The 3,349-nt window shown below is 65.9% G+C and carries 5 protein-coding genes; 4 read left to right on the top strand and 1 reads right to left on the bottom strand.

Going from position 1 to position 3,349, the window contains the following annotated elements:
• Positions 1-175 (top strand): methyl-accepting chemotaxis protein (locus tag CHC02_RS30120; RefSeq protein WP_141137712.1); only part of this gene is annotated, 175 nt, incomplete at its 5' end.
• Positions 176-524: 349 nt separating this feature from the next.
• Here CHC02_RS30120 and thrH read toward each other — a convergent pair.
• Complete coding sequence (gene thrH / locus CHC02_RS29690; protein ID WP_089394936.1) at positions 525-1,142, bottom strand: bifunctional phosphoserine phosphatase/homoserine phosphotransferase ThrH; 618 nt, start codon at positions 1,140-1,142, stop codon at positions 525-527.
• Positions 1,143-1,330: 188 nt separating this feature from the next.
• Here thrH and CHC02_RS29685 point away from each other — a divergent pair, with 188 nt between their 5' ends.
• The 3 genes from CHC02_RS29685 to CHC02_RS29675 all read left to right on the top strand — a co-directional run bounded on the left by CHC02_RS29685 (position 1,331) and on the right by CHC02_RS29675 (position 3,194).
• Positions 1,331-2,065, top strand: coding sequence for a phosphoadenylyl-sulfate reductase (locus tag CHC02_RS29685; RefSeq protein WP_089394935.1), 735 nt, complete (start codon positions 1,331-1,333; stop codon positions 2,063-2,065).
• A 77-nt stretch (positions 2,066-2,142) separates the two neighbouring features.
• Positions 2,143-2,487 carry a hypothetical protein gene (locus CHC02_RS29680; RefSeq protein WP_089394934.1) on the top strand — a complete coding sequence of 115 codons (345 nt, stop codon included), beginning with the start codon at positions 2,143-2,145 and terminating at the stop codon, positions 2,485-2,487.
• A gap of 77 nt (positions 2,488-2,564) precedes the next feature.
• Positions 2,565-3,194, top strand: coding sequence for a phosphatase PAP2 family protein (locus CHC02_RS29675; RefSeq protein ID WP_089394933.1), 630 nt, complete (start codon positions 2,565-2,567; stop codon positions 3,192-3,194).
• Positions 3,195-3,349 lie beyond the last annotated feature (155 nt).

Here is a 3,349-nt window from a genome sequence, read left to right as displayed (position 1 = left end):
CAGCGCCGCCGAGGAACAGAGCGCGGTGGCCGAGGAGATCAACCGCAACGTGGCGGGCATCCGCGACGTGACCGAGTCGCTGTCCGGCCAGGCCCAGGAATCGGCGCAGATCAGCCAGTCGCTGAACGACCTGGCGAATCACCAGCAGGGGTTGATGGGGCAGTTCCGCGTGTGACCGCGGAAGGTGCCTCCCTGTAGGAGCGAGCTTGCTCGCGAACAGGATTCCCCGGCGGCTACGGCGTTGGATGCAAGAGCGCCCTCTCCCCAACCCTCTCCCTGAAGGGAGAGGGGGCCGTTCGGAGTGGGTGGGAAGTTTGGAGTCATCCTGAAACGCCTAACCCCACCCCGTCATTCCCGCGAACGCGGGAACCCAGCGACGTATAGCGCATAACCATTCGCGGTTATCCACCGTTGACCGTGCCGCCGGGGCGTCGGCTCTCCCCCCTGAAACCAACAAAAAACGCCGTTTCCCATGACGGGAAACGGCGTTCTTTCTCAAACCCCGGGCCATCGGCCCGCCGGCATTACAGGCCGAGCTGGCGGCTGGACGCCTTGAGGAATTCCTGCTTCAGGTCCTCGTAGGTGTGCACCGCCGGGAACTGCGGGAACTCGCGGATCACGTTCTCCGGCGCATGGAACAGGATGCCGGCGTGGGCTTCGCTGAGCATGGTGGTGTCGTTGTACGAGTCGCCGGCGGCGATCACGCGGTAGTACAGGCTCTTGAGGGCGATCACCGACTGGCGCTTGGGGTCCTTCTGGCGCAGCTGGTAGCCGACCACGCGGTCGGTCTCGTCGGTGACCAGCTTGTGGCACAGCAGGGTCGGGAAGCCCAGCTGGCGCATCAGCGGCTGGGAGAACTCGTAGAAGGTGTCGGAGAGGATCACCACCTGGAAGCGCTCGCGCAGCCAGTTCACGAACTCCACCGCGCCTTCCAGGGGCTTGAGGGTGGCGATCACTTCCTGGATGTCGGCCAGCTTCAGGCCATGCTCGTCGAGGATGCGCAGGCGCTGCTGCATCAGCACGTCGTAGTCGGGGATATCGCGGGTAGTCGCCTTGAGCGCTTCGATACCGGTTTTTTCAGCGAAGGCGATCCAGATTTCCGGGACCAGTACCCCTTCCAGGTCGAGACAGGCGATTTCCACGAACGATTCCCCGCAGGTTTGGACAGAAAGGCGGCACTCTAGCGGCTCGCCGGGGCCGGCGCAACGCGGCACTTATACCCAAAGCATACAGTCGACCTTCCTGATGGTTATTTAGGGGCATATCCCTGCCTTTGTTAAGATCGGCAGTCTTATAGCGCACCGCGCAAGTACAAGTGGAAAACCGCCTGATGAGCCATCCGTTCGACGTCGCCGAAATCGCCGCGACCTATGCCAGCAAGTCCCCCCAGGACATCCTCAAGTTCGCCTTCGAGCACTTCGGCGACGACCTGTGGATCTCCTTCAGCGGCGCCGAGGACGTGGTGCTGCTGGACATGGCCTGGAAGATCAACAAGAACGTCAAGGTGTTCAGCCTGGACACCGGCCGCCTGCACCCGGAGACCTACCGCTTCATCGAGCAGGTGCGCGAGCACTACGGCATCGCCATCGAGGTCATGAGCCCCGATCCGCGCCTGCTGGAGCCCTTCGTCAGGGAAAAGGGCCTGTTCAGCTTCTACAAGGACGGCCACGGCGAGTGCTGCGGCATCCGCAAGATCGAGCCGCTCAAGCGCAAGCTCGCCACCGTCAGCGCCTGGGCCACCGGCCAGCGCAAGGACCAGAGCCCGGGCACCCGCAGCCAGGTGGCGGTGGTCGAGCTGGACGGCGCCTTCTCCACGGCGGAAAAGCCGCTGTACAAGTTCAACCCGCTGGCCAACATGAGCAGCGAGGAAGTCTGGGCCTACATCCGCATGCTGGAGATCCCCTACAACAGCCTGCACGAGCGCGGCTTCATCAGCATCGGCTGCGAACCCTGCACCCGCCCGGTGCTGCCCAACCAGCACGAGCGCGAAGGCCGCTGGTGGTGGGAGGAAGCCACCCAGAAGGAATGCGGCCTGCACGCCGGCAACCTGATCACCAAGGGCTGAGGCCGTCGCCGGCGGGTTTTCCGCCGGCGCTCCAGCGCTTAAGGTAGGCCCTGCCCCTACCGCGAGAGGAAAGCCCCATGCGCATCACCATGGTCAAGAAGGTCCTGGCCGACGGCCAGGACTGCGGCAAGTGCAAGGACGTGCAGCAGCGCCTGGAGAAAGGCGGCTACCTGCCGCGCATCGACCGCGTGCTGGTGGCCGACGAACGCAACCCGGGCAGCGCCGGCTGGATGGTCGCCGCCCAGTACGGCGTGGACAGCGCGCCCTTCTTCGTGGTGCGCCACGACGACGGCCGCGAGCAGGTGTTCACCGTGTTCATGAGCTTCCTCCACGAGATCCTCGAAGGCCGCGGCCCGGCCCCGCAGGATTCGCCCGAGGCGCTGGCCGAACTGGCCCGGCGCGACGACCTCGACCGCCTCTGATCCCCCCGTCCCGGCTTAATGCCGTCTTCAGGCTCCGACGCCTATAGTCCCGCGTGCTCCCCTTACAAGAATCGACCATGCCCACCTTGCTCCCTACTCCCGGCCCCAGCCTGCTGGAGGCGCTCGACCGCCAGGCATTCCTCGCCATCAACGCCACCGCGCAGACGCCAGCCTGGCTGATCGACGCTGCGCGCTTCATCGCCACCGTGCCGCTCTACCTGTTGCCGCTGGCATTGCTGTACCTGTGGTGCCGGGGCGACCAGCGCCTGCGCAACCAACTGCTACGGGCCCTGGGGGTGGCCGTGCTGGCGCTGGCCCTCAGCCTGCTGATCGGGCTGCTCTGGCCGCACCCGCGGCCCTTCGCCATCGGCCTGGGGCACGCCTGGCTGGCCCACGCCGCCAACGCCTCCTTCCCCAGCGACCACCTGACCCTCTTCGCCGCCTGCGCCCTCAGCCTGCTGTTCGACGACGTCTGGCTGCCCGGTGCGCTGATCGGCACCGTCGGACTGGCGGTGGGCTACGCGCGGGTCTGCCTGGGCATCCATTACCCGCTGGACATGCTCGGCGCGCTGGCCGTGGCGGCGGTGAGCAACAGCCTGGTCTGGCTGCCCTGGCAGCGCCACGGCAGCACGCTCACTGCCCGGGCCGAGACGCTGTACCGCCGCGCACTGGCGCCGGCCATCAGCCGGGGCTGGCTGCGTCACTGAATGCATCTGGCGATCGGCATGGCTTCGCTCGTGAGCCTGGCCTCTCGTCATTCGCACGAACGTAGGGCAATGAAATGGACTCCTCCCTCCTACGGCATCTAGGTGCCAGACTGATGTGTTGGCAACAGTCCCGGAGGGGGAGTCACGATGAACAT

The sequence above is a fragment of the Pseudomonas delhiensis genome (assembly GCF_900187975.1).
GTDB classification, from domain to species: Bacteria; Pseudomonadota; Gammaproteobacteria; order Pseudomonadales; family Pseudomonadaceae; genus Pseudomonas; species Pseudomonas delhiensis.
Note: the sequence above shows the minus strand (reverse complement) of the source record. Positions and strands in the feature narration are given on the sequence as shown.

Bases quoted from the DNA above. Each gene is read 5' to 3' on its own strand.
- CHC02_RS29675 (WP_089394933.1), top strand. From the start codon at position 2,565: ATGCCCACCTTGCTCCCTACTCCCGGCCCCAGCCTGCTGGAGGCGCTC.
- CHC02_RS29685 (WP_089394935.1), top strand. From the start codon at position 1,331: ATGAGCCATCCGTTCGACGTCGCCGAAATCGCCGCGACCTATGCCAGC.
- CHC02_RS29680 (WP_089394934.1), top strand. From the start codon at position 2,143: ATGCGCATCACCATGGTCAAGAAGGTCCTGGCCGACGGCCAGGACTGC.